Genomic DNA, 24,852 nt, shown 5'->3' on the forward strand with positions numbered 1-24,852 from the left:
GATGGCACTGGTCAGGCTTGCTCGATCGGCCCGTCATGGCGATCATGTCGGCGATCGCGGTGCCCTCTTGAGCCCGTACGAGAGCATGACGAGGCTGAGCACGGTCGTGAAGTGGAACGGCGATGGCGACCCACGCCACGATGACGGTACGTGCAGTACATCGAGAGCTGGCCCGTCCCGATCCCGCAGGGCAGAACCGGACGAGCAGGACTGATGGCGAAGGGTGCCTTGAAGGCCACGGGCGTTCTCACGTTGGAGATGTCGTGGGCGCGGGGCCGGTCTCCCCGTGGGTTCCAGCAGCGGTGAACGTCACGGGCAGCTCGCGGACCATGTGCAAGACCGTCTGTGCGGGCAACTCGCGGGGCAGCCACTGCGGCCTACGGGCGAGTGACAGGTCCGGAAGCTCTCGCACAAGCGTTTCGATCGCGACCTGAGCGATCACCCGCGAGAGGTGCGCACCCAGGCAGAAATGTCGGCCATGGCCGAAGGCGACATGAGGCGTCCCCGAGCGGGTGATGTCCAGGTGTTCGGGGTCGAGGAATCGGCGTGGGTCTCGATTCGCTGCCGCGATGGCGAGGCTCACCACGGCGCCCTTGGGAATCGTCACGCCGCCCACGTCCACGTCCTCGGTCGCGATCCTGCCGAGTTGCTGCTCGTTCGGTGCGGCATGGCGGAGGAGTTCTTCAACGGCGGAGGGCAGCAGTTCTGGACGGGTAGTAAGGAGGCGGAGCTGATCAGGGTCCTCCAGCAGCGCCAGCATCCCGTTGCCGATGAGGCCCTGGACGAGAATCCGTCCGGAGAGGAAGAGCACGAGGTTGGTGAGAGCCTCGCCCTCGCTGATCACGCCCTCCTGCTGACGCTGCACCAGGACGTCCAGGACTCTCGCGTCCTCAGCTGGTCTCACCTTCGCCTGGCGCGCCGCCCGGATCAGGTAGGGACCCAGCCTTTCCAGCCACGCCACCCCCAGGGTCGGGGCCTTGCCTTCGTGCCGGGCAACCTCCTCCGGCGACAGCCCGAGAAATCTGCAGATCACCTCGTGCGCCATCGGCCGGGCGAACGCTTCAACAAGCTCCGCCTTCCCCGCTGGGACGATGCGTGCGGCCAGTCGCGCGGCGACCTCCTCCGCCACCGGCCGCCAGGATGCGACCGCCCGGGCTCCGAAGTGAGTCCGGATCGATCCGCGAAGTCGCTCGTGCTTCGGCGGATCAGCGGTCTCCATGCCGGCTGAGATCGGCGTGAAGAAGAGCCCAAGGCCGCCGTCTTCCTCTTCGTCCTCGCCCTGGCTGGAGAGGCGGCTGTCCGCGATCAGAGACCGAACCTCATCGTATCGGGTGATCAGCCAGACCTCCTGGCCGGCGCCGGCGTGGACAGGGCAGGCCGGCGCTTGCTCCCGAAGGCGCCGGTACGAGCCGTGGAGATCGTCAGTGAATCCCTGCTCGGCGATGTTCATGCAGTCTCCTGGTCGGACGACCTGTTCATATGACCTAGTTGAGACGGCGGGAGGTCCGTTGTCAACAGCCAGGCGGCCAGGTGAAGCCGGAGAGTCCGCGAGCAGACCCCTGGCCGAAGCTTTCCTCCCGCCTCTTGCCAATGCGGCAAATATTTTGCCTGAAAACGCTTCAGAGTCCTTTTTGCAAGCGCAAATCCGGCCACAATAGAAAGGGAGTCGCGATGCGACGACAGCCTGGAATGGCGGTAACCGCTGTAACGCTCACCGCAACGCTGCTTGCCGGCGCACCTGCCGCCGGTGCGGCAGTCGCGCCGCATTCAGCTCACGTCGGCGCCAATCCTTGCAGCGCGCGCTCGGTGCAGAACAACTCCGACATAGAATTCCTGCTGAAGGGCACCTACAACCTCAAGGTCGCGCCGGCCCAGGAGTGTGCGAACGTGACCCGGGTCGATCAGGGGAAGACCTTCTGGGCGCACTGCAAGGTGAAGAACCGGTACAACAAGGAATGGATCTTCGGCCGGATCGGAGGCACCTGGACGACAGGGTGGATGTCCAGGGACAACCTGCTCAAGGTTGAGGGCAGCGCGTACTTCTGCTGACCGCATGCGGTTGCCCGCCGTCGAGGCGGGCAACCGCTTCACTAGGGGGCAGTCGTGCCGCCGGTGCGTGAAAGTGGCCCGACGGGATGCTCGGTAGCTGCGCCGAAGCAGACAGCGTCATCGGCATGGTGATCGCTCTCCGGCCGGGAGTCGGCGTCAGAAGCGCCCGATTAATGTAAACTGACGTTTACGTTTGGTCGTATATTTCATGGCGATCCTTCTTGATTGATAATTTCGAGATCGTAAATTATGGTTGTCGTACCGCCCCCTTCCTGTCGAAATGACGCACATACGCTCTCGCACCCTGTTATCCCGGATCGCTCGATTAACGGCAGCGATGCCCCTCGCCCTCGTCGCGGTCCCCGCCGGCGCGCAGGCGCACAGTCCCACTTGCCCCGGCACCGGTACCGACTCGGCCGTCAGCAGTCCCGTTGTGATCGACGCCTCGATCGCCTGTCCTGATGGCGCGCCCGCGCTCAGCGTCGTCTACGCCCTCAGCGTCGACGGAATCGTCTCCCTCGACGACAAGGCGCCGACCGGGGGAACTCCCAGCGACCACGACGACCTCAGATTCACCCCCATCACGCCAACCGGCTCCACCCCGTCACACGTGGTCTTCGGCAACCAGACCTACACGCTGAAGAACGTGCACTACCACGGCCTCGCCGAGCACAAGTTCGCCTCTCAGCCGGGCTTCTCCCCGCTGGAGGCCCACCTGGTCCACGAACTGGACGGCCCCGCCCTCGGCTACGTCGTCCTGTCCGTGCTGCTGAACACCGGTGACAACGGATGGTCGGAACACGACCACCTCCTGCACGAGCCGCCCAGCACCGTGGGCGCGACCAAGAACGTCTTCGCCGTCAACCTCCAGGCGCTGCTCCCTCCGCCGGGAAGCCGCAGCTACTACCGCTACACCGGCTCGCTTCACCACCCCGGACGCAAGCCACGTGTACTACAAGCCGGTGAACTGGATCGTCTTCAGCCAGTACGGCACCGCGACCTCGTCCCACATCAGTGGTGTCCACGACCTGTGGGGTCCCAGCGGTAACAAGCGTGGGCTGCAAGCAACCCCCAACCACCCAACATCTACCTCAACTGAGCACACACTCGGCGGCCGGCCATTCCGTGAAATCGCGCGGAATGGCCGGCCGTCCAGGCGCGCCCGCGACGGCCCGGCCGGAGATGCCGCCCGCCGCGGTGCTCACCGCGGGACCATCATGCGTCCACGCCGCGGCACCCTGCGCGTGCGTGGCGTTCCCTCAGCTGGGTCTTGACGACCTTGCCGCTGGGGTTCCGGGGGAGCGCGTCCACGATCAGCACGTGGCGCGGACGTTTGTAGGCAGCCAGGCGGGCCCTGCTGTAATCCTCGATCTCGGCCGGGGTGGGAGGCGAGGCCGGGTCGCGGGGGACGATGACGGCCAGCGGTGTCTCGCCCCATCGGGGATGGGGCACGCCGACGACGGCCACCTCGGCGACACCGGGGTGATCGGCCAAGGCGTTCTCGACCTCGGCGCAGTAGATGTTCTCCCCGCCGGAAATGATCATGTCCTTCTTGCGGTCGACCACGTAGAAGTAGCCCTCGTCGTCCTGGCGGACGAGGTCGCCGGAGTGGAACCAGCCGCCCTGGAAGGCCTCCGCCGTCGCGGCGGGATTGTTCCAGTACTCCTTCATGACCATGGGGCTGCGGTAGACGATCTCGCCGATCTCACCCCGGGGTACGTCGTTCATCGCATCGTCCACGACGCGCACCTCGACGTTGAGGATCGGGGTGCCGACGGAGCCGATCTTGCGTAGCGAGTCCTCACCGCGCAGGAGTGTGGTGACGGGACTGCATTCCGTCTGGCCGAACGCACTGCACACGTCGGCCTGCGGGAACTTGTCGATCATCGTCTGGAGCAAGGAGGTGAAGGCCGGCGACGCCCCCCAGGAGATGCGCCGCAGTCGTGACAGGTCGTGCCCGTCCAGGCCGGGCACCGAGCAGACCGCCTGCCATTGGGCGGGAACCATGAAGCACGACGTGACGCCCTCGACGTCCAGGGTCCGGACGGTGGCCTCCGGGTCGAAGCCACCGGACGGCGGGATGATGCTCTTGCCTCCGATGATGAACACTGGCAGCAGCCCCGACAGGCCGGCGATGTGAAACAGCGGCGCCGCGGACATCCACACGGCGTACGGCTCGGTGCCGCCCTGCGTGACGATCGAGCTGAACGCGTGCAGCAGCAGGTTCCGGTGGGTCAGCACGGCGCCCTTGGGCGCGCCGGTCGTCCCTGAGGTGTACATGATGAACGCAGGATCGTCGTCGTGCGCGCCGCCGGGCACGGTCTCGTCCACGGCCGCTGCCAGGACGTCGTCGTAGTCGCCGCCGATCGTGATGACCGACGTCACCGACGGCGCTGAACCGCGGGCCAGGTCGACGGCCGGCGCGAACGCCAGATCGGACACCAGGGCCTTCGCGCCGCTGTCGCGCAGCACATAGGCGATCTCGTCGGCCACCAGCCGGAAGTTGACCGGCACCGCGATCGCTCCCAGTCGCAGGGTCGCCAGCCAGGACTCGACGACCTCGACGCCGTTCAGCCCGAGGACCGCGACCCGGTCGCCTTTGCCCACCCCGCGCGCCGCGAGTGCGGCGGCCAGCCGGTTCACCCGCCCGTCCAGTTCGCGGTACGTGTGCCGGCGCCGCTCGTCGACCAGGGCCTCCGCGTCGGGACGGGTTCGGGCGTGCCTGGCGACCAGGTCGCTCATGGTCATGCCGTGACCGGGTGCTGTCATCGTGATTCTCCCGTCGGTGCGCTGAGGATGCGGTCGGCGATCCGCTCGCGGTGGGCCTCCGGCGGGCCGAGCAGCGCCCGGGCAGAGATGGCCCGTCGGAGGTGCAGGTGTGCGTCGTGCTCCCAGGTGAATCCGATCCCGCCGTGGACCTGGATGTTCGCCTTCGCCGCTGCGACATAGGCGTCCGAGTTGAACGCCTGGCACAGGTTGGCCAGTGCGGGAGCTTCACCGGGCGCGTGGTCGAGCGCCCAGGCCGCGTAGAGGGCGGCGGCGGAGGCCGATTCGTTGTCCACCAGCACGTCCGCGAGCAGATGCTTGATCGCCTGGAACGAGCCGATCGGGCGGCCGAACTGTTCGCGAGTCTTGGCGTACGCGACGGCCATGTCCAGACAGGCGGCCGCGCCTCCGGCCTGCTCGCAGGCCAGCGCGATGGAGGCCGCGCGCAACGCCCGGTCAAGCACGGGCAGCGCGCCACCAGGCGGGCCGACCAGGTCGCCGTAGGATCCGCGGAGGATTACCGTGCTGAGCGGGCGGGTGGCGTCCAGGGCGTCCATCGCGACACGCGCCGCCACGCGGACCGCGAAGAGGGTGGGACCCTGCGGTGCGTGCGCCAGGACGAGGAGCACGTCCGCCGTTGTGCCGTCGGTGACGAAGTGCTTCTCGCCGTTCAGGATCCAGCGATCCCCATCCGGTCGCGCAGTGGTGGAGAGCTCGGCGAACGTCCAATCTCCCGCAGCCTCGACCAGCGCCGCGGTGGCGAGTACCTTGCCAGCCACCATGTCAGGCAGCAGGATCCCAGCGTCGCCCGACTCCAGCAGGACGCGGGTCGCCAGCACCACTGAGGAGAAGAACGGCACCGGGGCCAGTGCCCGCCCCAGTTCCTCCTGGACGAAGGCGACGTCGGTGAAGTTCGCTCCCGTCCCGCCGTACTCCTCGGGCACGCCCACGGCTGTCAGTCCGAGCTCGCCCGTCATCCGTTCCCACAGGCGGGAGTCCGGCCGCGAGTAGGCCGCGCGCGCGGCGTTCGCGTGCTCCGCCAGCATCTCCCGGATCGCGGTTCGCAGGGCGGCCTGCTCTTCGTTCGGTCCGAACCTCATGTCCTGCCGCCTTCCGGGCGGGGCTCACGGGGAAGCCCGAGAACCTGTTCGCCCAGGGTGGTGCGCTGGATCTGGCTGGAGCCTCCGTAGATCGTCCCGGCGCGGGCGGTCAGGAAGGCGTGCTGCCAGGCCGAGGGGCTGTTGGGGGTGCCCAGCGGGTCCACGCCGATCTTGGCGGCCCCTGGGTCGCCCGACCGTACCATCGCGTCGGAACCCAGCAGGTCCAGCGCCAGTTCGGTGATCCGCGCATGGTATTCCGCGGCGTACAGCTTGAGGATCGACGACTCCGGTCCCGGGGTGGCCCCCGCCTGCACCGAGGCCAGGGTCTTGAGGCCGAGGACCCGCAGGATCTCGACCTTCGACCAGCACCAGGCCAGCCGTCGGCGGACGCCGGCATCTGCGTCCAGCCCGCGCGACCGGATCAGCTCGATCAGTCGCTCCAGTTCGACCCGGTATCCCGCGTACAGGGCGCCGGAGGCGGCACCCCGCTCGTAGCCGAGCAGGGTCAACGCCACCTTGGCGCCGTCGCCGCGTGCCCCGACGACATGGCCGGCGTCCGTCCGCGCGTCGGTGAAGAACACCTCACAGAACTCGGCCTCGCCGGTCAGCGTGCGGATGGGCCGGACCTCCACGCCGGGCTGTTCGATCGGGACCAGCAGCAAGGACAGCCCACGGGCCCTGGCGGCGGACGGCTCGGTCCGGGCCAGTACGAAGATCCAGTTGGCGGAGTCGCCGGCCGTCTGCCAGACCTTCTGACCGTTGACGACCCAGGCGTCGTCCACTAGGCGGGCGGACGTGCGCAACGCGAACAGGTCGCTGCCCGCGTCGGGCTCGGAATAGCCCTGGACCCAGCGGTGCTCGCCGGACAGGATGCGGGGAATGAAGTGGCGCTTTTGCTCCTCGGTGCCCCAGCGCAAGATCGTCGGCCCTATCAGCGAGAACCCGAACGGATCGGTCGGCAACGGCAGCAGTGGCACGCCCGCGCGGACGAACTCCTCTTGAAGCGCGCTCTGCTCCAGCGTCGAAAGGCCCGCGCCACCGTACTCTTCGGGCCACGCGACGCCCAGATAGCCGTGCTCGCGCAGCGTCTCCCGCCATCGTGGCGTGAAACGCGCGCGCTCGGCGACGCTGAGCGCGCCGAGGCCGCGCCAGCCCGGCGGCAGGTGCTCGGCGAGGAAGCGCCGCACGCCGCACCGGAACGCCTCGGTACGTGGTGTGCTCGCCAGGTCCATCAGCCTGCCGCCCTGGCCTCGTTCTTGCGGGCCGGCGGAATCGGTCCCGCCTCCCGCCGACCGGGCAGGCCCGCCTCCTCGGTGCCGAGCGGCAGCCCGTCGGGGTTCACCTCGGCCCAGTGGGCATGGTTGAGCGAGTGCAGGGTGAAGCAGGAGGCGAGGGCGTTGGTGAAACCCTGCTGATCGACGGTCTGGTTGACCGACTCCTTGATCAGCAGCGCGGTCACGGTGGGGACGGCAGCCAGCCGTCGCGCGAAGGCGAGCGTGTCGTCCGCCAGACGATCGGGATCGAAGACCTTGCTGACCATGCCGATGCGGTACGCCTCGTCGGCGTCGATGGAGTCGCCGGTCAGCAGCAGTTCCTTCGCCCGCCGGGCGCCTAGTTCCCAGGGGTGGGCGAAGTACTCCAGCCCGCACATGCCGAGCCGTGTGCCGACGACGTCGGCGAAGGTCGTGTCCCGCGCGGCGACGATCAGGTCGCACGCCCACATCAGCATGAGCCCGCCTGCGATCACCGGCCCGTGCACGGACGCGACGGTGATCTTGCGGAGGTTGCGCCAGCGCTTGGTGTTCTCGAAGTAGTAGTGCCATTCCTGGAGCATCCGGCGTTCCGCGCCGGCGCGCGTCCCGCCGTCGCGCGTGTAGGTGGGGTGCTGCCCGGGGCCCGGGGCGCGTTCGGCATGGTCCTCCGCCGAGCCGAGGTCGTGGCCGGCGGAGAACGCGGGCCCCGCACCGCGCAGCACGACGACGCGGACGGTGTCGTCGGCCTCCGCGCGCCTGAAGGCCTCGTCCAGTTCGACCAGCAGGCCTCGATTCTGGGCGTTGCGTTGGCGGGGGCGGTTCAGGGTGATGACGGCGATCCGGCCGTCGTTCTCGGTGGCGTAGGTCAGGAAACGGCTCATGAGGGGGGCCTTTCGCTTAGAGGGCGGCCTGGACCTCGGCGGCGGCCCGCTCACCGGAGCGGACAGCGCCGTCCATGTAGTTCATCCAGATCTCGGAAGTCTCGGCCCCGGCCCAATGGACGAGCCCGCACGGCTCGCGCAACGCGGCGCCGTATCGGGTCCAGGCGCCCGGGGGCAGGTTGGAGCCGTAACAGCCGCGGGTCCACTCCTCCTGTGACCAGTTCACCTCGGTGTAGTGGCGGGGGAGCGCGGCCTGCGGGCCGAACGACGCGGCGAGGCAGCCCAGGATGATCCGGCGGCGCGCGATGCTGTCCAGGGCGCCGAGTCGGCGGGCCTCGTCGCCCTCGACGAAGCCGACGAGGACGCCCATCGGTCGGTCCGGCGGCGAGTTGTCGAACGTGACCGACACGGGGCCGTCGTCGGTCAGTGAGCGCCCGTTCAACCCGCGCTCCCGCCAGAACGGCCGGTCGTAGACGGCATGCGCCTTGATCGTCACGCCCGGCGCGGCACGCTGGTGGAGCTGCGCGCGGGCCACGGGCAGCGCTGGCGTGAAGGCGATCCGGTCGGCGAGCGCGATCGGGACGGCGACGACGGCGCGCCGGGCTGTGACGTTCCGGACGGGCGCGTCACGCGCAGCGGGCCCGGCCACCCGGAGGGTGACGCCGCGGGTGTCCTGTTCGATAGCCCGGACCGGTTGCCCGAGGCGGATGGTGTCTGCTCCCAGCTCATCGGCGATCCGATCGGCCAGGGTCTGGGCGCCGCCGAGGAAGCGCCGTTCCTGGGCGTCGCGTACGAGCGCCGTCAGTGACCCCGCCGACCTGATGTAGATCAGCACGTGGAGCAGCGACAGTTCGTCCGGCTCCACTGTGAAGATTCCTGTGGTCAGCAGGCGGAGCAGCGCCAGGGACGCTTGGTCGCGGGTGCGGGACACCAGCCAGCTCCACAGGGTCTGCGCATCCCATCGTGCGGCGCCCTGGGCGGTCCACGGCTCGCCGGCCGGCAGCGATGAGGCCATCCGATCGAGCTCCAGGAGGGCCGCGTCGGCCTCCGGCAGCTCGGTGCGCCCGCGCTCGGCGATGCAGTAGAGGGTCTCGCCCTCGGCGTAGGTAGGGAACGTCTCGGCCCCGAGGTCCTTGGCGAGCGTGGCGACCCGATCCTGACCAGGACCGATCCACTGGCCTCCGTGATCGAGGGTGACGCCGTCCGGGGTCTGTTCGCTCCAGATGCGGCCGCCGACCCTGTCTCGGGCTTCGAGCACAATCACGCTCTGCCCGGCCGCCCGCAGCGCCCGAGCCGCGGTGAGCCCGGCCAGGCCGGCTCCGACGACGGCGACATCCACATCAGGGGGCATGGGCGCTCCAATGTTGGTCACGTGACTAGATTTAGTGCCCATTATTCTGCCGCCGATCGGCCTGTCAAGCTCTGACGGTAACTGCGAAAGGCGTCTGTTGATGCACGTCAAGCCCTTGACAGTGAGATATGGCCGCCCAGAGACTGTGAACACTTGATCGCATGACCAAGTCGAATGACCTGGCCTTTGAGGCCCCTGAGGCTCAGTGAGAGGACACGGCATGGGACGGCTGGACCACAAGGTCGCCTTCATCACCGGCGCGGCTCGAGGGCAGGGACGCGCCCATGCCGTGCGGCTCGCACAGGAAGGCGCCGACATCATCGCCACAGACGTCGGCGCGTCCGGCGCCATCGGCGATGAGGTCGGCAGCGTTCCCTATGCCCTCGGCACCACCGAGGACCTGGCCGAGACGGCTCGCCTGGTGGAGGCGCACGGGCGGAGGGCCGTCCACGCGGCCGCCGACGTGCGCGACCTGGCCGCCCTGAAGCGGGCGGTCGAGCAGGGGATGAAGGAGTTCGGCAGGCTCGACATCGTGGTTGCCAACGCCGGCATCTCCAGCCCCGCGTCCAGCCTGGAGATGAGCGAACAGGTCTGGCAAGAGATGATCGACATCAACCTGACCGGCGTCTGGAAGACGCTCAAGGTGTCGGTGCCGCACATCGTCGAAGGGGGACGTGGCGGCGCCGTGGTCATCACCAGCTCCGCCGCGACCGACGGCATCTATGAGAACCTCGCGCACTACAGCGCGGCCAAGGCGGGGCTCGTTCCCCTCATGCGCATTTTGGCCAGAGAACTGGCCCCCCACGGCATCCGAGTCAACACCGTCCACACCGGCACGGTGGTCACGCCCATGATCCTCAACGATGCCACGTACCGTGCATTCCGCCCTGACCTGGACAATCCAACCCGCGCGGACTTCGACGAGGCCGTCCGCGCCGTCAGCAAACTGCCGTTCGGGGCACTCGAGGCCGACGACATCGCGAACGCCGTCCTCTATCTGGTGTCCGACGACGGGCGCGGAGTGACCGGCGCCAGGCACTTCGTGGACGCCGGCGCCAACCTCTGACCCGATCAACCCCCTTGCAAGGAGGACCCCATGTCCGAGGCATATCTGGACGCGACCGCACAGGCCGAACTCGTCCGTACCGGCCAGGCCACCCCCGCCGAGCTGGTCGAACAGGCGATCGGCCGGATCGAGGCGGTGAACCCCGTGATCAATGCCGTGATCGTCCCGCTCTTCGAGAAGGCCAGGGACGAGGCGGCGCGGGTGCCCAGGGACGCCCCGTTCGCGGGCGTGCCTTACGTGCTCAAGGATCTCACCGTGCACTCGAAGGGCGATCCCTACTCAGCGGGCTGCGCCGGCGTGAAGGCCGCCGGATACCGCTCCGACCATGATTCCTATTTCGTGGAGAGGATGCGCGAGGCCGGATTCGTGCTGATCGGCAAGGCCAGCACCTCCGAGATGGGGATGTACGAGTCCACCGAACCTCTGGCCTGGGGCCCGTGCCGCAACCCGTGGAACATCGATCACTCGTGCGGGGGGTCGAGCGGCGGTTCCGCCGCGGCGGTCGCGGCCGGCATGGTGCCGGTGGCGCACGGCAATGACGGCGGCGGGTCGGTGCGCAGCCCGTCCAGTCAGTGCGGGGTGGTGGGGCTGAAGCCGACCCGCGGACGCGTGTCGTCGGGGCCGATGGTGGTCGAGTCCGACACCGTCTGCGGGATGGCCACAGAGGGTCTGATCACGCGCTCGATCCGTGACGCGGCGGGAATGCTCGACGCGGTGAGCGGGCACCGGCCCGGCGACGGCTACTGGGCGCCGCCGCCGCTGCGCCCGTTAGCCGCGGAGGTGGGCGCCGATCCCGGGCGGCTGCGCATCGGCGTGCTCGCCGTCGATCCGACCGGTCAGATCACGATCGACCCCGAGTCGGTGGCGGCGACCCGGGCGGTCGCCGACCGGCTCGCCGACCTCGGACACGACGTGTCCGACGGCTATCCGGAGGTGCTGCGCGAGGGCATGTGGCCGATGGAGTGGTTCAAGTGCGTCGGCGTCGTGATCGCCCGTGAGTTCGACTGGCTCGGCGAGCAGATCGGGCGGCCCATTGTCGAGGCCGACGTCGAACCGGCCACCTGGGCCTACATCGAGCAGGGCCGTAAGGTCAGCGCCATCACCTACGCTGCCGGGATCGATGCCCTGCGCACCCAGGCGCGAGAGATCGAGCGATGGTGGGAGGAGGACGGCTGGGACCTGCTAGTGACCCCGACGATCCCGGTCCCTACTCCCAAGATCGGGCAGCTCGGCGCCGACGCCGACGACCCCTCGGCGTCGGTCGCGATGTGGATCCTGCAGAACACCGTGCTGTTCAACGTGTCGGGTCAGCCCGCGATCTCGTTGCCGCTCCATCAGCGATCCGACGGCATGCCTCAAGGCGTGCAGCTCGCCGCCGCCTACGGGCGCGAGGACCTGCTGCTCCGGGTCGGCGCACAGCTCGAGACCGCGATGCCGTGGGCGGACCGCCGCCCTCCGCACGGCGCGCGATGACCTTGACCGGACGGCGCGCCGGCCGCCCGGTCAGCCCGCCCTCCTCTGCGGAAGGGCGAGCATGACCATGGCCTCGGCCAGCAGGTCCACCTGTCGCTGGCAGGCCGGCCGGTCGCGGGAAGCCGCATACTCCAGCGTCATCCCGTCGAACCGGTGCAGGATGAACCGGACGATCTCCTCCACCGTGATCGCGGGTTCCCTGCCTTCCGCCTTGACCGCCAGCCGCAGATTGTCGGTCAGCAGGACCCGGCCGAACGGATCCCAGATCGAGTAGACCTCCTCGGGGGCGCCGCCCCGGCGGATCCGGGTCATGCCGGCCTCGGTGAGTGCCATTTGGAGGCCGATGTTCTGCTGGTACCAGCCCCACATCGCGGCGATGCCCTCGCGGATCGTCGACTCGATGCCGAGGCTCGGATCCACCCGGGCGAACGAATCCACGAGCAGGCCTGCCCCCCGTTCCATCACCAGATGGATCAGTTCGTCCTTGTTGCGAAAGCAGTAGTGGATGGCGCCCAGAGGCGCGCCGGCGCGCTCGGCGACCTTGCGGGTGGTCGTCCCGGCCACCCCTTCGGTCGCCATGATCTCCACGGCTGCATCGATGATCTGCCGGCGGCGCTCCTCCGCTGCGACGTAGGCCACTGCACCCCCAGAGCCGGACAAATTCAGGTCAGTTGAACAGCTTCAGTGTAGGCGCTCGGGCGCGGCCGAGCCGGCCCGGTGCCTCCGAATTCTGCCAGATGTCCAGGTCACATGACCACACCGGGCCAGGGAGGCTCACCGTGTACACCTTCACCAGCCACTACATCGACGGTCGCTGGACGGCGGCGGGCAAGGAGCGGATCGCCGTGTTCGACCCGGCGACCGAGGAGAGGATCGGCGAGGTCCCGGCCGGAACGTCCGCCGACGCCGACGCGGCCGTGGCCGCGGCCACCCGAGCCTTTCCCGCATGGTCGGCACTGCCGCATGCCGAGCGGGCGGCACTGCTGGAACGGCTCACCGATCTGCTGATCAACCGGCGGGAGCGGCTGGCCGCGGCTCTCGTGGCGGAGGTGGGCTCACCGGCATCGTTCACCGCCGCCGTCCAGGTCGGTCTTCCGCTGGTCACCTTCGGCAGCCAGCCCGGACTGCTCGGTGCGGTCGCCTGGCGATCGGAAGTCGGGCACTCGGTCGTCGTGCGCGAGGCAGCAGGCGTGGTCGTGGCGATCACACCGTGGAACTACCCACTGCACCAGATCGCCGCGAAGGTGGCGCCCGCCCTCGCCGTCGGGTGCACCGTCGTGCTCAAGCCGAGCGAGGTCGCGCCGGTGAACGCGTTCCTGCTGGCCGAAGCCATCGAGGAGGCCGGGTTCCCGCCCGGGGTGTTCAATCTGGTGTGCGGCACGGGCACCCAGGTCGGCGAGCGGCTGGTTGCGCATCCCGGCGTGGATGTCGTCAGCTTCACCGGCTCGACCGCTGCAGGGAGGCGGATCGGCGCACTCGCCGCCGCCACCGTGAAACAGGTGCACCTGGAACTGGGCGGAAAATCGCCCAGCGTGCTCCTACACGACGCCGACCTGCCGACCGCTGTCGCCGATGGCCTGGCCAAGGCCTTCGTCAACAGCGGGCAGACCTGTACGGCCCTGTCGCGGATGATCGTGCCGCGCAGCAGGCTGGCCGAAGCCGAAGAGATCGCCGCCGCGGCCGTCGTCAACCACCGGCTGGTCGACCCGGCCGCGGAGACCGAGGGCCTGCGCCCGGTCGTGCTCGCCGACAGGCTCGGGCATATCGCGTTCACGTTCGCCCTCGGGCCGTTGGTCTCCGCCGCTCAGCGCGAGCGAGTTACCCGATATGTACGTGAGGGACTCCGGGAGGGAGCGCGGCTGGTGGCCGGCGGGCCGGAGAGACCGGAGGAGTTCGAACGGGGTCACTACGTGCGGCCCACGGTGTTCTCGGACACCGCGCCCGACATGACGATCGTGCGGGAGGAGATCTTCGGGCCGGTGCTCTGCCTCCAGGCCTACGAGGGTGAGGACGAGGCCGTCGCACTGGCGAACGGAACCCCGTACGGCCTGTGCGCCGCCGTGTGGTCGGCCGACACCGATCGCGCCACCGCCGTCGCCGGCCGCCTGCGCGCCGGTCAGGTGGAGATCAACGGCGCCCGGTTCAACCCGTTCGCGCCGTTCGGCGGCTACAAGCAATCAGGCCACGGCCGAGAGCTGGGGCTCTGGGGCCTGGAGACGTTCCTCCAGACCAAGAGCCTCCAACTGCCGTAGCTCTGTCCGCGGCGTCAGAGAATTTCCATCAGTTCGAGTGTGATTCCCTGCGGGTCGCGGAAGTAGGCAACCCGACGGCCGGTGTTGGGACCGGATGTGATCGGCACAGGCGCGTCGCTGCGCGGCGTGGCGCCCAGCTCGGCCAGCCGGGCGTAGTCGGCGTCCAGATCGTCGGTGGCCAGGCAGAGATGTGCCGTGCCGGGATTTTTGGTTTCGGTGTCCACGGGCTCGCCCACCGGGTTGACGTATTCGATCAGCTCCAGCAGCCCTTCGGAGCCGGGGATGCGGAAGATCGCGATGTCGAGCCGGGCGGCCGGATAGCCGACCTGGGCCGCGGTGTACGGCTGCTCGAACACGCGCCGCACCACCGGTTCCGTTTCGAAGAGCTGCTGGTAGAAGCCGGCCGCCGCGTTGACGTCGGCGACGGTGAATCCTGTGTGCAAGAAGCCTGTGAGCATGTCCTGTCCCTGTTTCAGAGCCGTTGCGGGTCGACGATGGTGTTTTCGCGGGCCGAGCGGTACATCGCCGCGACGAACTGCACGGCGCCCAGGCCGATGGCGGCCGGGGAGCCGTTGCTGCCCCGTCCGAGTGCGAGGTCCACGAGGTTGTGGACCGGCGCGTGTTCGGGATTGCGTTCGGACGCGGGGAGCTGGGGCAGTTCGGTGACGCCCGAGGCGTGGTGCACGCTCGCTGTTCCCTGGTTGACGTCGAGCAGGATGTGCCCGTTGCGGCCGAAGATTTCGAAACGCACGATCTCCTCGTGGACCGGCAGTACCGCGCCGGTCGAGCTCATCGTCCCGATCGCACCGCCGTCGAAGCGGATCGCGATGCTGTCGGCCAGGTCCACGGCCAGCTCGAAGTCGGCGCTGAAGGCGGCGACGCCTCGCGGGCGCAATCCGGTCAGCCACAGCAGCAGGGCGGCGGCGTGGGTGACCTGCGTCTGCCCCTGCCCGCCTCCCGAGAGCGCGGGATCGCTGTAGGTGCGCGAACCCGGGGCGTTGACGGTGTAGCCGAAAGCGTCGCGGTACGGTTCCGGGTCGCCCCGGTACAGCTCGCGCACCGTGGACGCGTACAGGACCGACACGTGCTCGATGGGCCCGATCGTCCCTGCGGCGATGGTCTCGCGCAGCGCCAGCACGTGGCCGTTGTAGTGCCACGGGTAGTCGACCAGCAACTCCGCCCCGCGCTCGCGGGCCAGCGCCACCAGTTCGTGGGCGTGCGCCGGCTCGATGGTCATGGGCTTTTCCAGCAGGACGTGCACGCCCCGGTCGAGGACCAGCCGGGCCACCGGATGGTGTGCGGCGTGCGGCACCGCGATGACCACGGCGTCCACGTCGGCCTCGTTCAGCAGCTCCGCTGTGCTGGTGAAGGTGGCGTCCACGCCGAACGCGGCGGCCGCCGCCGACAGTCGTGCCGGATCGGTGTCGGCCAGTGCGACGATCTCCGCGTCCGGTCGTGCGGTGAGCGCGGGGAGGTGCGCGTACGTGGACCACCAGCCGCAGCCGATCACGGCGATTCTGGCCTTCACGCCGCCACCTCCTCGGGCGCGAGCCTGAAGACGCGTTCCGCGTTGCCGTGGAAGAGCGCGTGCTGGTCGGCCTCGGGGAAATCGGAGATGATTTCCGCGTAGGCGTGCACGACGTCGCCGTAGGAGCTGTACAGCCGGTCCACCGGCCAGTTCGAACCGAAGAAGGCGCGCTCGACGCCGAAGATCTCGATGCATTCGAGCACCCACGGGCGTAGCGAGGAGATCGTCCATCGGTGGTCGGCCTGCCCCAGGCCGGAGATCTTCACGACCACGTTGTTCGCGCGGGCCAGATCGCGCATCGCCGTGCGCCACCGTTCGAAGTAGGCCTGGTCGCGCCGGCGCGGATATCCGGCGTGGTCGACGCAGAGCGTGATCGAGGGGTGGCGCTCGGCCAGCCGCCTGGCATCGTGCATCTCCTCCAAGGCCGGGTCGTCACAGCACACGAGATCGTGTCGTGCCAGCTCGGCGTAGCCCAGTTCCCAGGCTGGGTCGGTCAGGTAGCCGTCATGGCGCAGGTCCCGGATGCCGCGCAGGTTGGCGAACGCGGCGTGCCGGTCGAGTGTGTGTGCCACATCGGGCCGGGAGAGATCGGCATGGGCGACGATCCCGTGGGGGACGCCGAGCCGGTGGGCGAAGTCCTGCAGCCAGCGCGTCTCCTCCACCGGATCGTCGCTGCCGATGGCGGCCTGGACATGCACGACCTTCGCGACGTTGTGGAAACGCGTCTCGGCGAGGAAGTCGTCTGCCCAGTAGCGTTGAGCGCGGATGGCGTCGTCGGGGCCGGTCAGTTCGTCCAGGGGCGCCTCGGGCTCCAGCCAGCTGTAGCGCAGCTTCGGATGCCGCAGGTCGTGGAAGTGGACGTGGGTGTCGACCAGCGGGATGGCGGCCATCACCGCACCCCCGGCACCGTGCCCAGGCGCGCGCCGCCGTCCACGTCGAGCGTCACCCCGGTCAGGAAGCCGGCCTGGTCGGAAAGAAAGAACAGCACGGCGTCGGCGACGTCGTCCTCCGTGGCGTTGCGGCCGAGGGGGTTGGTCCGCGCCGCCGCGCGCACGATCTCGTCGGGCGACTTCCCGGCGTGGCTGACCTTCCAGTCGAGGACCTCACGGCCCATGCCTGTGGTGGGGCAGCCGACAGGGCAGACGCAGTTGGCGGTGACACCGTCCGGCGCCAGCTCTGCGGCCACCGACTCGGTCACCCCGATCAAGCCGAATTTGGAGGCCGTGTAGGGCACCTGACCGGGGAAGCCGCGCCGTCCGCAGTCCGAGCCGATGGTCACGATGCGCCCCCGGCCGCTGGCCCGCAGCGGTGCGGCGGCGGCCCGGATGGTGATGAACGCGCCCTTGAGATTGACGTCGACCGTCCGGTCCCAGTCGGCCTCGCTGGTTTCTTCCAGTGTCCCGATGTGGAACACCCCCGCCGACACGACGAGCGTGTCGAGCCCGCCGAAGGCCGTCTGGGCCTCGTGGACGACGCGGGCCATGTCGGAGGCCGAACGCACGTCGGCGGCCAGGCCCAGCGCCCCGTCTCCCAGTTCGGCGGCGGTCGCCCGGGCACTGCCGGCGTCGATGTCCGCGACGGCGACGCGGGCGCCGCTGTCGTGGAGCCGGTGCGCGATCAGCCGTCCGAAGCCCGATCCGCCGCCGGTGATGAGCGCCTTGCGCTCGCTTGCGATCCGCATCTCACTCCGTTCTCACTTGCCTTCAGACAAATGCTATAGCGTCTAGCAGGATGTTGCTATACGCTAGATGCTATAGCGTTTCTCTCCTGAAGGGCACGAGAGCGTAGCGATGACACTGAACCCACTTTCCGTCGGAAGCCTGGCCGACCAGGTCGCCGCCAGCATCCGCGACGCGATCCACGACGGCCGTTACGCGCCGGGCGCCCGCCTGGTGGAGCGAGCCCTGGCCGCGGAGCTGGGCGTGAGCCACATCCCCGTTCGCGAGGCGCTGTCCCGGCTTGCCGAAGAGGGCCTGATCGAGCGCACCCCGCGCCGGGGATCCAGAGTCGCCACCCTGACCGCCCGGGAGCTGGACGAGCTGTCCACGCTCCGCGTGGTGCTGGAGCAGTTCGTCATCTCCCGCGTCCGGCAGCGGCTGACGGCGCAGACCGAGCGGGAACTACGCGCGATGGTCCAGGAGATGCGCCGGGAGGCCCGGGCCGGCAACTTCCGTCACGTCTTCGACCTCGATCAGCACTTCCACGAACGCCTGTGGGAGCTGGCCGATCACCAGATGCTCAACGAGTTGGTCACGCAGCTCCGCAGCCGCATCGGTGCCTTCCTGCGCGCCGCCACCGCCGCGCTGCCCCCCGACAGGCTCGAGCAGCACGCCGCGACGCACGATGCGCTGCTCGACGCGATCCTCGACGAGGACCCCGAGGCCGGCCGCACCGAAATAGCCCGCCACATCGAGGTCGCCGTCCAGCGCATCCGGGCGTCATTGCCCGAGGAGCAGCCATGAGCGACCTGGTCGTCATCACCGACGCCGACCTGCCGGGCACCGAGCGGATCCTGGAGCTCCTGCACGCCGCCGGGCTGCGGGCCACACTCGCCCGCTGCAGGACCGAGGCCGACGTGGCCGAGGCCGCAGCCGGGGCGTCCGCCCTCATGGTGCAGTGGGCGCCCGTCACCGGCGAGGCCCTCGACCGGCTGCCCGACTGCCGCTTCATCGTCCGGCTCGGCGTCGGCTACGACATGATCGATGTCAGCGCGGCCACCGCCCGCGGCATCGCGGTCGCCAACAACCCCGACTACTGCGTCGAGGAGGTGGCGGCCCACACGATCGCGTTGATCATGGCGGCCGGGCGGCGCCTGTTCGAGCTGGACCGCGCGGTGCGGCATGGGCGCTGGTCGGCAGCAGAGGACGCACCGGCCGCACTGCGACCTTCCCGGACCACGCTGGGCGTCGTCGGGTTCGGCCGCATCGGCTCCCGTACTGCCGCACACGCCGCCGCCCTGGGCTTCCGCGTCGTCGTGTCCGACCCGTACGTTCCCGGCCACGTCATCGAGTCCGCCGGGCACCAGGCGGCTACGCTGGCGGAGACCCTGGGCGCGGCCGACGTGCTCAGCCTGCACCTCCCGCTGACCGGCGGCACCCGCCACCTTCTGGATCGCCCGGCGCTGGCCCGGCTGCCACGCGGCGCGCTGGTCGTCAACACCTGCCGCGGCGGGCTCGTCGACGAGGCGGCGCTCGCCGACGCGATCAAGCGCGGGCACCTCGCCGGCGCCGCCCTCGACGTGTTCGAGGCCGAGCCGCTGCCCGGTGACAGCCCTCTGCGCGACCTGCCGGGCGTCATCCTCAGCCCGCACGCCGCCTGGTACTCCCCGCACTCCCCGGCCGAGCTGGGCGAGTCGACGGCCCGCAAGGTCGTGGACTTCCTCGCCGGCCGTCCCGTCCCGTCGATTGTCAACCCGGAGTACGCCCGATGAGACCCACCGTCCTGGTCACCGGAGGCAGCGGCGGCATCGGCGCCGCGACCTGCCTCCTGCTCGCCGGACGCGGGCATGACGTCTGGCTGACCTACGCCGGCGACGCCGACGGAGCCCGCCGTACCGCTGCGGACTGCCGCGCGCTGGGAGCCGAGGCGGAGGTCTCGCAGCTCGACCAGCGTGACCCGGCCGCGATCGAGCTGCTCCTGCGCCGGGTGGAGCAGGAATGGGGGAGACTCAACGTCCTCGTCAACAACGCCGGCACCTGCCCGTACACCGAGTGGGAAGCCATCACGGTGGAGGAGTGGGACTCCGTCATGGAGACCAACGCCCGCGGCACCTTCCTGACCATCCGCGCGGCGATGCCGCTCATGCGCGCGACCGGCGGTGACCGGTCCATCGTCAACGTGGCGTCGCTGGCCGGCCAGATCGGCGGCCTCAGCACCAGCGCCCATTACGCCGCGAGCAAGGCCGCCGTGCTCGCGCTCACCCGCTCCTTCGCCCGCCGTCTCGCTCCGGAGGGGATCCGGGTGAACGCCGTGTCACCCGGCCCCGTCGCCACCGGCCTGATCTTTCCGCTCGGGGACGCGGCCCGCGGGAAGCTGGCGGGATCCGTGCCGCTGGGACGGCTCGGCCGCGCCGAGGAGGTGGCGCACGCGATCGCCCTGCTGGCGACCTCCGCTGCCGGATTCACCACCGGGGCGACCTACGACGTCAACGGCGGGCTCCGTATGGAGTGACCCGCCACACCCCCCGATCCTGCAACATCGACGAACGGAGAAACAGATGACGGAGACCCAGCGAATGCGCGGTACGAGGCTGCGCTGTCAGCACCTGTTCGACCCGCTCGGCCTGGACGAGTCGGCCCCGGTGCTCGGATGGGAGCCCGAGGGACCCGGCGAGCAACGCCTGACGGGTTACCAGATCCTGGTCGCCAGCACACCGCAGCGGCTGAGCCCGGAGCGGGCCGACCTGTGGGACTCCGGCCGTGTCGTAGGCGACACGGTCAACGGTGTCCCCTACGAGGGCCAGCCGCTGCGCTCGCGCCAACGCTGCTGGTGGACGGTCCGCCTGTGGGGCCGCGATGGTGAGCCGGGCCCGTACGCTGCGCCCGCCACGTTCGAGATGGGACTGCTCGAGCCGTCGGACTGGGGCGCGGCCGAGTGGATCGCGGGCGACGCCGGCGTCTCCTCGCCGCTGCTGCGCGCCGACGTCCACGTGCCCGGCCTGGTGCGCCGCGCCCGTGCGTACGTGGCGGCGCTGGGCCTGTACGAGCTGCGACTGAACGGCGCCCGCGTCGGCGACCGGGTCCTCGACCCCGCCCCCACGACCTATGACCACGACCCGCAATTGCGCGATGGTGACGGCAACCCCGCCCGCATCCCCAGCCCGCGCGTCCACTCAATCACCTACGACGTCACCGCCCAGGTGAACGCCGGCGCCAACGCGGTCGGGCTCGTTCTCGGCCACGGCTGGTACAGCGCGGAGGCCGACGGAGGCGGCGATCCGTTCCCGCGCACACCATGGGGCGAGCGCCCCGCCGCGCTGGCCCGGATCGAGATCGAGACGGTGGACGGACAGCACCTGGTGCTGGTCAGCGACGGCACCTGGCGCACGACCCCCGGACCCGTCACCTACAACGACTACTCCCATGGCGAGCACCACGACGCCCGCCACGAGGCCGACGGCTGGGACCGCGCCGGTTTCGCGGCGGCGGGCTGGTCCGCAGCCACGCCGGTCGACGCGCCTGCCGGACGGGTCCGGGCACAGCTCGTGGAACCCGCCAGAGTGATCGAGACGCTGTCACCCGTGGCGACGTCGCAGCTCGCGGACGGCAGGCGGATCGTGGACTTCGGCCAGCACATCTCCGGCTGGACCGCGATCCGCGTGAGCGGCCCCGCCGGCGCGCGGGTGGAACTGCGGCACGCCGGCGAGGTGGACGCGGACGGGAACCTGGACGACGACGCCAACATGAACTCCTGGCTCGCCGCCCGGCAGACCGACATCTACACGCTCAAGGGCGAAGGCGAGGAGATCTGGGAGCCCCGGTTCACCCTGCACGGATTCCGCCACGTCGAGGTCGCGACGTCCGAGCCCGGCGTGCAGGTGCACGAGCTCAGGGCCCGCGTCGTCCACTCCGACCTGGAACGTACAGGATTCTTCGAGTGCTCCGACGAGCTGCTGAACCGGATTCACCGCAACGTGCTGTGGACCTTTCGCGCCAGCTTCCAGGGCTTCCCGCAGGACGCCGCCGACCGCGCCGAGCGCGTCGGGTGGGTCGGCGATCCCGGCTGGTCGATCGAGGACTACCTGTACGGTTTCGAGGCGCGCGCGTTCTGGCTGAAGTGGCTGGAAGACCTGGCCGACACCCAGCTGCCCGACGGCCGCTTTCCGACCATCTGCCCTCTGCAGTGGCGTGGCGAGGTCAACATGCAGGCGCCGGAGGAGCACGACCTGGCGTCCCTGGAGAAGGAACGCGAGCAACTGCCCGACGACTGGTCCACCGTCGTCCACTGGCCGTACGCGCCACTGCCCGACTTCGCGATGACCTCATACCCAAGCATCGCCTGGACCCTGTACGAGTTCTACGGCGATCGCTCGATCCTGGAGCGGCACTATCCGGGCATGCGCCGGGGGGTCGAGTTCCTGCGCACCCGCGCCAAGGACCTCATCCTCAGCGAGGGCCTCGGCGATCACATGGAGCCGCAACCCGACGGCACTTCCCTGCTCAGCCCGAAGAACACACCGGTCGAGCTGACCTCCACCGCGTGGTTTCATGCGGTGACCCGGATGGTCGCCCGTGCCGCGGCGGTGGTCGGTGAGGACGATGACGCGCGCATGTACCAGGAGGTGGCCGAGTCGATCAAACGCGCCTACAACGACCGTTTCCTCGACGCCGCGACCGGCCGCTACGCTACCGGCTCCCAGACGGCTCAGGCGATGTCGCTGTGGCTCGGGCTGGTGCCTGAGGAGCATCGGGAGCGTGTGGGCCGGGTCCTCGTGGAACGGATCGAGAGCGACGGCGGTCATCTGGCGACGGGCACCATGGGCACCGCGGCGCTGCAGAACGTGCTGGGGGAGATCGGCGCCGCCGACGTCATGCTCGGCATCGCGGTCAAGACGAGCTACCCGAGCTGGGGGCAGCAGGTCGAGCGTGGCGCCACCACCATCTGGGAGACCTGGGGAGGGGATGCCGGCTTCAGCCGGAACATGAAGCTCATGGCCATGATCGAGAAGTTTCTCTTCAACGACGTGGCCGGGCTCGCTCCGGCGGCACCCGGGTGGCGGCGCATCAGGGTGCGTCCGGCGCTCACGCACCGGCTCACTCGTGCCGGCGCTCGCCTGCGCACCGCGCGCGGCGAGGCGGCCGTCGCGTGGGAATCCAGCGGAGACGTCCTCCGCCTCGAGGTGCAGGTGCCGGCCACGAGCGAGGCCGAGGTCTGGCTGCCCGTGACGGGCGCGGGGGAGTTGACCGGGGACGGCCGGACCCTGTGGCGCTCCGGCCACGACGGCGGGCTGCCGCCCGGTGTCCGGGGGATCAAGCGCGAAGGTGAGCATCTCGTGATCGAGGTCGGCGGCGGTACCCACCGCCTCACGCTCACCGGACGCGGCTGAGCCAGTCCCCGGAAGAGGTCCTGATGAACAGACGGCCCTCGGCTCCGTTCTGGGAGGGAGCGGGGAGGCCGATGTCTTGCCCGACATCGCCGCCAGGACAACCCCGCCCCGGCCGGGCAGGAGATCGAGCGCGATGGACGGCCTGTGGCCAGGAGCACGACGAGGTGCCGGCCCGGCGATCCTGACGGTCATGGACGGTTCACGCCCATGATCTGCGTAGATGCTGATTGTGTGCGCAAGGTGAGGAAGGAAAGATGAGAGTTCTGATCTGTGGTGCGGGCATCGCCGGGCTGGCCCTGGCCGTGCTGCTGGAGCGCGACGGGCACGAGGTGGTCGTGGTCGAGCGCGCCCCGGCCCCTCATGGAGCCGGGTACATGCTCGACTGCCAAGGCCCTGGGTTCGACGCCGCCGAGAGCATGGGATTGCTGCCCGAGCTGCGCGCGCGGGCCTTTACCCTGTCGGAGCTCGTCTATCACGACGACGAGGGCGCGGTGACCGGGCGGTTCGCCGACGATCGGCCGGGTTCCGACAAGATTCTGTCGCTGATGCGGGGTGAGCTGGAAGACGTGCTCTACCGGTCGTTGCAGACTCAGGTCCGCTTCGGCCGCACCGTGCGCTCCTATGCTGACCTCGGTGGCGGCGTCGCCGTGACGCTGAGCGATGGCGAGGTGGAGCGCGCCGACTTGCTGGTGGGCGCCGACGGCATCCACTCGCAGATCCGGGCGCTGGCCTTCGGCACGGCCGGGCACACGTTTCTCGACCTGGGCTTCCACACCGCGGCCTATGTCTTCGACGACCTCGAAACCGCCCGCGTCCTGGGCAACGACCTGCACATGCTGGAGGCTCCCGGCCAGCAGGTCGGTGCCTATCCCGCGCGCGGCGGCCGGGTCGCGGCCTTGTTCACCCACCGCACCGCACCGGGCGCGCCGCTGCCCGCCGACCCGCGTGCCGAATTGCACGAGGTGTATGGCAAGCGCGGCTGGCTGGTTCCGAAACTGCTGGACAACTGCCCGGCGCGGCCGTACTACGACCGCGTCGCCCAGATCGACATGCCCTCCTGGAGCCACGGCCGGGTGACACTGGTGGGCGACGCCTGCCAGGCGATGTCGCTGCTCACCGGGCAGGGCGCGGGCATGGCGCTGGCCGCGGCCCACTCCCTGGCCGACGCGCTCCGCCTGGGCGGAGACTTGGAGGCGGCGCTGGCCCATTACGAGCGGAGCCTCAAGCCGGTGGTCACGCGCGTGCAGGCCGAGGGACGGGCGGCGGCCGAGGAGTACATCCCGGCGGGCTGAGGCGCACAGGACCTCGAGGGACTTCTCGCGCGTCCTGCGACCCGATCCCTCATGATCGCGAAGTGTCGCCGGAACACGAGGGTGCGGCGGCGCTCCCGGAGGTTGCTCTATTCCTCGATGGTGATTCCCATAGCCCTGGCCAGGGTGGCAATCAGTCCCTGAGCGTCGCGGCTCTTGATGACCGCGCCCTTGCAGCTGGTGACGCCGCCGATGCCCAGCAACACGCAGTCTGAGACGTGCGTGCCGTCCATTTGCGCCTGGGAGAACTGAGCTCCGCTCAGATCGCAGCGTTCACACCGGACACCGCGCAGGTCGGCGTTCTGGAAATTGGCTTCTGGCATGAGGCAGTCGCGGAAGACAGTGTTCTTGAACGTCGAGAATCGGAATCCGGTCAGGTCGGCGCGGCAGTCGGCGAAGAGCACATCGCGGAACGTACTTGCCGACCAGCTCATGCCGGTCAACCGGCTCGCTGATGCCAGGACGCGATGCATGCCCGACGCCCTAGCCGTCATGTTGGACAGGTCGCAGCGCTCCAGTTCCACGTCTGCGAACCCGGCCTGGCGCACATGGGTGTCGGCGAAGCTGGTGACGACGAAACGGCAGCCTTCGTGGTCGGTCGCGTCCGCTTGGCGGTTGGCCAGATTGCTACCGTTGAATTCCAGCCTGCGGTGGGTGCCGTCGTCCTGCAGGTCGTGTTCGGGCAGTCGCGCCGTGGCCAGCGGCCAGGGCAGTTTCGGAGCGGTCGGCGCTTTGAGCCGTTTCGGTCGTGGATGAGACGGTTGGGAAGACATCGAGC

22 protein-coding genes are annotated in these 24,852 nt (G+C 69.6%); 10 read left to right on the top strand and 12 right to left on the bottom strand.

Features of this window, described 5'->3' with window-relative positions; translation table 11 throughout:
* Window positions 1–247: 247 nt before the first annotated feature.
* On the bottom strand, window positions 248–1,450 hold the full coding sequence (locus tag KME80_RS16525) for a cytochrome P450 (RefSeq protein ID WP_219506080.1): 1,203 nt from the start codon (window positions 1,448–1,450) through the stop codon (window positions 248–250).
* 221 nt (window positions 1,451–1,671) lie between these two features.
* Here KME80_RS16525 and KME80_RS16530 point away from each other — a divergent pair, with 221 nt between their 5' ends.
* Window positions 1,672–2,049, top strand: a complete 378-nt coding sequence (locus KME80_RS16530; RefSeq protein ID WP_219506082.1) for a hypothetical protein — start codon at window positions 1,672–1,674, stop codon at window positions 2,047–2,049.
* 433 nt (window positions 2,050–2,482) lie between these two features.
* Complete coding sequence (locus KME80_RS16535) at window positions 2,483–3,097, top strand: carbonic anhydrase family protein (RefSeq protein WP_219506083.1); 615 nt, start codon at window positions 2,483–2,485, stop codon at window positions 3,095–3,097.
* A 167-nt stretch (window positions 3,098–3,264) separates the two neighbouring features.
* On the opposite strand, the gene KME80_RS16540 is transcribed toward KME80_RS16535, so the two are convergent.
* Genes KME80_RS16540 through KME80_RS16560 form a run of 5 tightly spaced genes read right to left on the bottom strand, consistent with a single transcriptional unit; the run spans window position 3,265 to window position 9,400 of the window.
* Complete coding sequence (locus KME80_RS16540; RefSeq protein ID WP_219506086.1) at window positions 3,265–4,818, bottom strand: long-chain-fatty-acid--CoA ligase; 1,554 nt, start codon at window positions 4,816–4,818, stop codon at window positions 3,265–3,267.
* Window positions 4,815–5,915: an acyl-CoA dehydrogenase family protein gene (locus KME80_RS16545; RefSeq protein WP_219506088.1), complete on the bottom strand. Its 1,101-nt coding sequence runs from the start codon at window positions 5,913–5,915 to the stop codon at window positions 4,815–4,817. Before KME80_RS16545 ends, KME80_RS16540 begins: the two co-directional genes overlap by 4 nt.
* Complete coding sequence (locus KME80_RS16550; protein ID WP_219506090.1) at window positions 5,912–7,147, bottom strand: acyl-CoA dehydrogenase family protein; 1,236 nt, start codon at window positions 7,145–7,147, stop codon at window positions 5,912–5,914. The genes KME80_RS16545 and KME80_RS16550 overlap by 4 nt, the downstream gene beginning before the upstream one ends.
* On the bottom strand, window positions 7,147–8,049 hold the full coding sequence (locus KME80_RS16555) for an enoyl-CoA hydratase (protein WP_219506092.1): 903 nt from the start codon (window positions 8,047–8,049) through the stop codon (window positions 7,147–7,149). The genes KME80_RS16550 and KME80_RS16555 overlap by 1 nt, the downstream gene beginning before the upstream one ends.
* 16 nt (window positions 8,050–8,065) lie before the next feature.
* A complete protein-coding gene (locus KME80_RS16560) occupies window positions 8,066–9,400 on the bottom strand; it encodes a flavin monoamine oxidase family protein (RefSeq protein ID WP_219506102.1) in 1,335 nt (444 codons plus the stop codon).
* 220 nt (window positions 9,401–9,620) lie between these two features.
* On the opposite strand from KME80_RS16560, the gene KME80_RS16565 reads away from it, so the two are divergent.
* Both KME80_RS16565 and KME80_RS16570 read left to right on the top strand, forming a co-directional pair.
* Window positions 9,621–10,466 carry a mycofactocin-coupled SDR family oxidoreductase gene (locus KME80_RS16565; RefSeq protein ID WP_219506104.1) on the top strand — a complete coding sequence of 282 codons (846 nt, stop codon included), beginning with the start codon at window positions 9,621–9,623 and terminating at the stop codon, window positions 10,464–10,466.
* A gap of 30 nt (window positions 10,467–10,496) precedes the next feature.
* Window positions 10,497–11,939 carry an amidase gene (locus KME80_RS16570; protein WP_219506106.1) on the top strand — a complete coding sequence of 481 codons (1,443 nt, stop codon included), beginning with the start codon at window positions 10,497–10,499 and terminating at the stop codon, window positions 11,937–11,939.
* A gap of 30 nt (window positions 11,940–11,969) precedes the next feature.
* Here KME80_RS16570 and KME80_RS16575 read toward each other — a convergent pair whose 3' ends face one another.
* Complete coding sequence (locus KME80_RS16575; protein ID WP_219506108.1) at window positions 11,970–12,578, bottom strand: TetR/AcrR family transcriptional regulator; 609 nt, start codon at window positions 12,576–12,578, stop codon at window positions 11,970–11,972.
* A gap of 140 nt (window positions 12,579–12,718) precedes the next feature.
* On the opposite strand from KME80_RS16575, the gene KME80_RS16580 reads away from it, so the two are divergent.
* A complete protein-coding gene (locus KME80_RS16580; RefSeq protein ID WP_308125792.1) occupies window positions 12,719–14,191 on the top strand; it encodes an aldehyde dehydrogenase family protein in 1,473 nt (490 codons plus the stop codon).
* A 14-nt stretch (window positions 14,192–14,205) separates the two neighbouring features.
* On the opposite strand, the gene KME80_RS16585 is transcribed toward KME80_RS16580, so the two are convergent.
* From KME80_RS16585 to KME80_RS16600, 4 genes are read right to left on the bottom strand one after another with little or no spacing between them, the layout of a single operon-like run.
* Entirely contained in the window at window positions 14,206–14,649 is a 444-nt protein-coding gene (locus KME80_RS16585; protein ID WP_219506112.1) for a VOC family protein, read from the bottom strand.
* Window positions 14,650–14,663: 14 nt separating this feature from the next.
* The gene (locus KME80_RS16590; RefSeq protein WP_219506114.1) at window positions 14,664–15,719 is read right to left on the bottom strand and encodes a Gfo/Idh/MocA family protein; all 1,056 of its coding nucleotides are present in this window, start codon (window positions 15,717–15,719) and stop codon (window positions 14,664–14,666) included.
* Entirely contained in the window at window positions 15,716–16,609 is an 894-nt protein-coding gene (locus KME80_RS16595; protein WP_219506116.1) for an amidohydrolase family protein, read from the bottom strand. The genes KME80_RS16590 and KME80_RS16595 overlap by 4 nt, the downstream gene beginning before the upstream one ends.
* Window positions 16,609–17,400, bottom strand: coding sequence for an SDR family NAD(P)-dependent oxidoreductase (locus tag KME80_RS16600; protein WP_219506118.1), 792 nt, complete (start codon window positions 17,398–17,400; stop codon window positions 16,609–16,611). The genes KME80_RS16595 and KME80_RS16600 overlap by 1 nt, the downstream gene beginning before the upstream one ends.
* Before the next feature lie 109 nt (window positions 17,401–17,509).
* On the opposite strand from KME80_RS16600, the gene KME80_RS16605 reads away from it, so the two are divergent.
* The 5 genes from KME80_RS16605 (at window position 17,510) to KME80_RS16625 (ending at window position 24,056) form a co-directional block, all read left to right on the top strand.
* Entirely contained in the window at window positions 17,510–18,181 is a 672-nt protein-coding gene (locus KME80_RS16605) for a GntR family transcriptional regulator (RefSeq protein ID WP_219506121.1), read from the top strand.
* Entirely contained in the window at window positions 18,178–19,149 is a 972-nt protein-coding gene (locus KME80_RS16610) for a C-terminal binding protein (RefSeq protein ID WP_219506123.1), read from the top strand. The genes KME80_RS16605 and KME80_RS16610 overlap by 4 nt, the downstream gene beginning before the upstream one ends.
* Entirely contained in the window at window positions 19,146–19,889 is a 744-nt protein-coding gene (locus KME80_RS16615; RefSeq protein WP_219506125.1) for an SDR family NAD(P)-dependent oxidoreductase, read from the top strand. Before KME80_RS16610 ends, KME80_RS16615 begins: the two co-directional genes overlap by 4 nt.
* A gap of 46 nt (window positions 19,890–19,935) precedes the next feature.
* Window positions 19,936–22,764 (top strand): alpha-L-rhamnosidase, encoded by a 2,829-nt coding sequence (locus KME80_RS16620; RefSeq protein WP_219506127.1) that lies wholly within the window; start codon window positions 19,936–19,938, stop codon window positions 22,762–22,764.
* A gap of 254 nt (window positions 22,765–23,018) precedes the next feature.
* Entirely contained in the window at window positions 23,019–24,056 is a 1,038-nt protein-coding gene (locus tag KME80_RS16625; protein ID WP_219506129.1) for an FAD-dependent oxidoreductase, read from the top strand.
* 107 nt (window positions 24,057–24,163) lie between these two features.
* Here the strand turns inward: KME80_RS16625 and KME80_RS16630 are convergent, their stop codons facing one another.
* Window positions 24,164–24,847: a pentapeptide repeat-containing protein gene (locus tag KME80_RS16630; protein WP_219506131.1), complete on the bottom strand. Its 684-nt coding sequence runs from the start codon at window positions 24,845–24,847 to the stop codon at window positions 24,164–24,166.
* Window positions 24,848–24,852: the final 5 nt, after the last annotated feature.

Source organism: Nonomuraea ceibae (assembly GCF_019396325.1).
Taxonomy (GTDB): Bacteria; Actinomycetota; Actinomycetes; order Streptosporangiales; family Streptosporangiaceae; genus Nonomuraea; species Nonomuraea ceibae.